Raw genomic sequence first — 5,896 nt, 5'->3', positions numbered from 1 at the left:
GGTATGCTTTGATGCTTACTTCATTCCCCTGATGGCGCAAGTACCCAGACAGTTTCTATATCATTATGTTTTTATTGTAAATAACAAAACGAATTATATCTATGGTTTTCTCTATGATTTGAAGTTTTGCTTCGGAAAAACTTTTTTCATGATCATAAAAAGTTGAGAAAAGTGGATTTCATAAAACCTAGCTTGGTTAAGCTTATGCTAAATGCACTATGAAGTATGATATTTAAAAATTGTCTATTAAAGATAATCGCTATAAAAGCTCTATAGTGTTGAGATGTATTATTTGATGCACTAACCAAAACGATCAGCAAATTTTTTCTGCTATAAGAAGAAGAGATGAGGGGGCTATTCACAGGCTTTCTTTAAAGAGGCTAAGGGTACCAAAGTCCATTTTTATAAGGAAGCACAGCCCATTTCGCGATGGTGTTCATGAATGCTATAACGCTAAAGCCATAGAGTCCCATCATCTTTACGCTTACGAAGGAGCAAGCCCGTCACACATTTTGCTAGCTCCCAATGTTTGTGACAAGCCCTTGGCACTTGAGGCAGTCCATGAGAGGAATTCTCAGGCTTTTCTTATATAACTTTTCTCCACACGCCAGCCCTGCTTGTAACGTGCAAGAAAATTTTTAATTGATTCAACATAAAACAAGTTTGAAATGAGAGAATCCTACGATATTAGGGACTCTCATTCAATATGCAAAACAAAGAATTATCTTTATAAATCAATATACTGTATGGAATGAGAGGGATAAGCATTGTCAAAATGGTTTGCCTAAAAACGGTACATGGACATATAAATGAATCCTTACAGGGTGGTGTTAAGCTAATGGATTGAAGAAACAGGAGGATAAACATAGAAAAGGTATGAAGAGAGAGTTTCTTTTATCATTATCTTTTCCAATGTAGTCTTCTTTTTATTATCTAAAAATACACTTTGCTTAGCTTTATAGACAAATTCGATAATGAATATGCCGCGTGACTCGTGTAAATAGGAGGGAAGGAGATCATTGAGGAGAAAAGAAAAAAGTTTCAGGGGATAAGAATAGTAGCTTACATAGATTAAAAAGGCAGTATGTATACTGCCTTTTTTGTTAAATTGAATAGAATGAATAGGCTATTTACAGCCTTTCCTTAAAACTGATAGCGTATCCCTCCTGAAAAGTTTGTTCCGGATATACCAGTTTTTTGCAGCTTTTTTCGATAGTTTATATCACCATGGAGGGCTAAACTGCGAGACAATTTTGCATTGATGCCAAGCCCACCTTCAATAGAAGATCCTGTAGGATCAAGGGGAAAGGTGTCGCCAATCTGTACTTTACCATCATCACCAAAAGTTTTGAGAAAGTTCACTTTTCCATACAGAGAAATGACACGGTTCTTTTCTGTGGAGGTAGTAGTTTTTGTCAAACGTCCACCAATGCGTACTAACCATTGATAAGGTTCACCGATATCAACTTTAAGATTATCAGCATCAGAAAAGGCATTAAAGATTAGACGCTGGTAAACAAGTTGTGCCTGGGGTTCAAACGTGAGGGCTTTAATACCCGTTGTGAATTTTTGACCTATTGTTGTTGAGGCAATTAACATTTTTATATCATCGACTTTAGTGGTACTGTTAGCGATGGCTGTAGAGATATTTCCTTTCCAGATCCCATAAGAGAAGAGTGTATCCATATAGAAACCGCTATTATGCTCTATACCGCTGTAGGCTGTGACTGCCCATTTGTTAAGCGTACTCTTGTCTGCATCTTCTATATTTTGGGGGGTGAGGGATAATTGAGCATAGGTTCCGGTAAGACCCCAATATAGGATTGTATTTTGGCTCTTTTGTGCAGAAGCTGTAAAACCTGCTTGTGTAGCAGCATAGCGAATGTTTGTGTTATAGCCATATTGTTGTGACGATAGGGTTGCGATACTTCCATAGGAAGAGAGAAAGAATCCATTTTTTTTGACGTTATCTTCGATCCCTATAGCTGTTGTTCTCAGATCAGCTAACAGAGTACTTTGTTGAGCCATATCGATAAAACCAGCGTAGAAGAGAGCATTAGGTACGGCCAAATAGCTCGCTACTTGTGGTAAAATAAATTTCTGCAAACGGAAATCCCAGAAATTATCATTTTCTCCCAACAGGTTTAGTGTTTCATTTGCAGCACCATAGCTGGATGTTGGTCCATAAGCGGTAAGCCTATATTTATAAGGTGAACCAGTTGCTTGGATATAACCATTGGCTAATTCGAAGGAATTTTCATCTGCTTTCCCGGAAACTTGAATGAGCGAAACTCCACTGGTATTAGAAGAAGGGTGAAAAGCTTCTGTTATATTATTGCTATCTTTGAAATCACTCATAACATAAACTGTTGTTGTACCTAAGACATCCCCTTGGATCAGAAGTCGATCATTTTTTTGATCGATTATATCAGAGCTCTCAACAGATCCAACATTAAAAGAAATCTTTGCGTCACCAGAAGCATTGTAGACTGCTTGCGTGTCTGGTTTCCCAGAACCTATATGCAATGTATGATAATGGTTTTCTGTCGGCTGTTGAAAAACAATGGAACTATTGTCGAGATTAAGTATAGAAACATCAGAATGAGATCTTTGGGCAATATCAAGTAACTTGCCCGCATCATCTTTTTCTTTTGTGCTAGTGTTTACGAACCATGTTGTATCGTTTTTGAGATCGAAAGTTGTTCTGCTGTTTTCGTCATTTCTTACTCCCCCCTGTAAGAGAGAGTTTTCTGCGGTGAGTGTAAAGATTTGATCAGGTTTTGGCGTATCGTGAGTTATACCCACGAATAACCTGTCGGCACTGATTTTTGAATCTTTGAGGTTGAGTTTACCATTTGATGAATTGTTGGCAACAATACCCGTTCCATCTTCGACAAAAAGGTTTGTATTGGTCAGGTTGATTCTTGAAGTCTGATCGTTTTTGGAGTCATCAATGCTTATCCCATTGCACTGTGCTTTCGCAGAAATATCTGTGACATCAATATATCCGCCATCTTTTAAGACAAATGCAGCTTCTTTTGCTTTTACAGTTCCTCCAGTCATTGTGATTTTAGATTGTGCACCATCTGCATGAAGCCCATTATTTTCAGATGTTACTATAACATTATCATTTAAAGTAATTGTGCTGCCTTGCTTGGCTTGTACCTCACCGCCAAAGGAACCGCCGTCCGTTACCGTTATTTGGGAATTATCATTAGCCAAGAGAGCCTTTTGTGCGTTCTTAACGGTGATATTTTTTAAAATAATCGTGCTTTCCTTATCAGTACTTACACCTGTGGTTATCGGTTTATCATTGCTGCTGCTTGTTATCACGACATTTTCTAACTTGTTGTTGTCACTCTTGCTGTTTTCAAAAGAAGCCCCTGTCTCGGAAACAGTGATAGATCCTCCTGTCATTTGGATGATACCATTGTCTTTTGCCTCAAGTCCGATGATAGCCTCTTTAATGGTTGTATTGCCATGCAATTCAATTGTACTGTTGGGGCCGTTAGCCCATGCACCTTTTCCATTGCCATCTGCCATTAGAGTGGTATCTATGCCATCAATATATCCACTATTTGCTGCAACTAATGCATTTTTTTCCCAGTTACAGTTCCCCCAATCATCGTGATTTTGGATTGTGCACCATTTGCATTGAGGCCATATTCATCAGAGGACACTGTAACATTGTTCTTTAAAGTAATTGTAGAGCCTGTACCAGCGTATATTCCATGCTCTTTTGCATTAAAGTATCCTCCTGATACCGTTGTTTGAGAATTATCCAACGCTTCTATACCCACTTTTGCTTGAGTAACTGTTACGTTTTCCAAGATGACTTTCCTTTCCTTATAAAGAGCTATTCCTTTTTCCATTAAGTCATCTTTACTGCTCGTTATTGTCACATTTTTCAGCTTGTTTTTATCACTTTTGCTATCTTCGAGAAATAAGCCTACTGTAGGAGCAATAATACCTACTGCATTCATTTTTATTATACCACCGTCTGTTGCCATCACACCGATTTCTTTAGCCTTAATCGTTGATTCTGATAAGTCAAGAAAGCTATTAGGTTCGATAATGCGTACAGTGCTCAACCAGTCGTCCTCCATGTTTTTGCTGTCGTGAATTATTGCTAAATTTTTTCCAATTATTCCACTACCTTTTATCACTATTATACCGCCAACAGTGAAGTTGGATGCTTCCTCAGTTATTCCATGAAAATTCATTAAGATTTTTTCGGCTTTTACATTAGTATGAGCACTAAACAGCGCGATTGTCGCAACAGCTGTACAGGATAGTAAAAATTTTTTAGACATGAAGATTTTCCTTAACTTATAAGCCTCCGCATATTCTCTCCCCGCTTATAAAAAGGATAAAGAACACACAATTTTCATCGGGAGGTTATATTATTTTAACTTTTATATAAAGTATTTATATAATTTTATTATTAAATAAAAAATATTATTTAATAATAAAATATAATATAATTTTATACTTTATTTATTTTTACATTTATATATTAAATTTATTATTTACTTGTATTCTATAATAATTTTTTATTAAATGGTTTTTTATTTTGTAAATAACTATGTAATTTATAATTTATAAAACAAATTATTAAATATAAACTATTATAATTTCAATCACATAATAAATTTAATATTTATTTTCTGTATATCTAAAATATATTTATGTATATACTTAAATAATACTTATTATGATTGATAAAGCTTTAGCTCTTCTTTATGATTTCCTGAGCATTTTAGATAAATTGAGTACAAAGCATTGTGTTATGTTTGTTATGCCTGATTGGATTTTCTGCGCAAAAAGGTATTTTGCAGCAGATCTTCTGCCGTAAAGAGGTGAAGGGAATTCCTTTAAAGAAAAGCTAGTACATCTACTGCATGAAGAAGAAAGAGGTTTCTTTAAGGAATAAAAAGGACTTTAGCAGAAAAGAAAAGCAGGGTTTATTTACAAGAGGTAATATCAACAAAAGGGCTACATAATATTATAGAAAATTAAAAAAGCTGCACAATACAGAGTTGTGCAGCCTTTCTGTGCAAACGAACGGGAAAGCAACGCTCGCTTTTACACTTTTTTCAGTCTCATACGCTTGTACATGTGCTTTCCTTCTCATGTAGGGCACAGGCTGCTCTGCTTAAAATAAGAGGTTCCGAGAAGAATTTCCTTTCCTTAAAACTGATAGCGTATACCACCTGAAAAGCTTGCACCACTTATACCAGTTTTCTGAAGCTTTTGTTGATAACTTACATCACCATGAAGCGAGAAATTGTGAGACAGTTGCGCATTGATGCCAACGCCGCCTTCAATTGCAGGTCCCATAGGATCAAGGTCAAAATCTCTGCCAATCTGGATGGTACCATTATCACCAAAGGTTTTGATCAAGTTTACTTTTCCATAGAAAGACATTGGACGGTTGTTTTCAGTGGAAATAGTTTTTGTCAAACGTCCACCAACACGGATCAACCATTGAGAAGGATTTTTCATATCAACGGTAAAATTATCAGCATCTTCAATGGTATTAAACATCAAATGTTGATAGGCAATTTGTGCTTGTGGCTCAAATGTTAAACTTTCCATTCCGGTTGCAAACTCTTTGCCAACAGTGGTGGAGATACTAAACATTTTGGCATTTTGCAATTTTGCGGTTTTGCCAATGATAGCATTGCCGATATCTCCTTTTAGAATTCCATAGGATAACAGTGTATCCATATAGAAACCATTGTCATGCTGCACGCTGCCATAAGCTGTTAGTGACCATTTATCCAATGTGCTCTTACTTACATCATCCATATCTTTTGGAGTGAAAGACAGCTGCCCATAGGTGCCTACAAGACCGAAATGTGTTGTGGTATTTTGCCCTTCAATTGCTGCCAAT

Annotated in this window: 3 protein-coding genes; all 3 read right to left on the bottom strand. The window is 36.4% G+C overall.

All coding sequences use genetic code 11. The annotated features are described in order from the left end of the window. Positions 1 to 1,143: 1,143 nt before the first annotated feature. On the bottom strand, positions 1,144 to 3,543 hold the full coding sequence (locus ACFIL7_RS04275; protein ID WP_375683391.1) for an autotransporter outer membrane beta-barrel domain-containing protein: 2,400 nt from the start codon (positions 3,541 to 3,543) through the stop codon (positions 1,144 to 1,146). A gap of 44 nt (positions 3,544 to 3,587) precedes the next feature. Beyond that, on the bottom strand, positions 3,588 to 4,313 hold the full coding sequence (locus tag ACFIL7_RS04270) for a right-handed parallel beta-helix repeat-containing protein (RefSeq protein WP_375634761.1): 726 nt from the start codon (positions 4,311 to 4,313) through the stop codon (positions 3,588 to 3,590). Between the two features lie 877 nt (positions 4,314 to 5,190). Next, on the bottom strand, positions 5,191 to 5,896 hold a 706-nt coding region (locus ACFIL7_RS04265), incomplete at its 5' end, for an autotransporter domain-containing protein (protein WP_375683390.1).

Source organism: Bartonella sp. AP3QHHD, from assembly GCF_042195765.1.
Taxonomy (GTDB): Bacteria; Pseudomonadota; Alphaproteobacteria; order Rhizobiales; family Rhizobiaceae; genus Bartonella.
Note: the sequence above shows the minus strand (reverse complement) of the source record. Positions and strands in the feature narration are given on the sequence as shown.

Bases quoted from the DNA above. Each gene is read 5' to 3' on its own strand.
- ACFIL7_RS04275 (WP_375683391.1), bottom strand. From the start codon at position 3,543: ATGGCAGATGGCAATGGAAAAGGTGCATGGGCTAACGGCCCCAACAGT.
- ACFIL7_RS04270 (WP_375634761.1), bottom strand. From the start codon at position 4,313: ATGTCTAAAAAATTTTTACTATCCTGTACAGCTGTTGCGACAATCGCG.